Below are 501 nucleotides of genomic sequence, written 5' to 3'. Positions count from 1 at the left end.
GTTCCTGTCAGCACGACCGTTTTGCCCTTCAGGTCGGCGAACGAGCGTATGCTGAAGTCGTCCTCGCGCACGCCCAAATGCAGGGGAAACGTGGTGTAGCCCACCGTGCCGTACAGGTATTTTTTTGCGCGTTCGGGGTTGTATTCAAGCTGGTACGCCGCCACGTCGACTTTGCCCGCTTCCAGCGACAGGAGAAGGTTGGAGAAATCCTGTACCTGATACCTGATCGTGAACTCCGGGCGCCGCGCGTCGATTTCGTCAAACACCGCTTTCTCGAAGCCGGTCAGCTTGTTGCGCTCGTCGAGGTACCAGTACGGCTTAGACGCCGACCCCGCCCCGACGACGATTTCGCGCGGCTTCCCCTTGCCGGTCTTGGCGCTTCCCGCCGCGTGTGCCGACAATGCCGCGGCGAATGCCAGCGCCGCCGCGATGATTCTCTGTGCTGCTTTCATATCATAGCCTCCATAAAGCGCTTTGCGCGCGTTTCGTTATTGCGCCGTA

General features: G+C 60.1%; 1 protein-coding gene. It reads right to left on the bottom strand.

Annotation, left to right across the window (positions count from 1 at the left end; translation table 11 throughout):
• The coding region (locus AWU74_RS07920; protein ID WP_162505074.1) for a transporter substrate-binding domain-containing protein at positions 1 to 452 on the bottom strand (452 nt) is incomplete at its 3' end.
• Between the last annotated feature and the right edge of the window lie 49 nt (positions 453 to 501).

The organism is Treponema endosymbiont of Eucomonympha sp., from assembly GCF_001028545.1.
The sequence above is the reverse complement of the archived record's forward strand: the minus strand, read 5'-3'. Positions and strand labels throughout refer to the sequence as shown.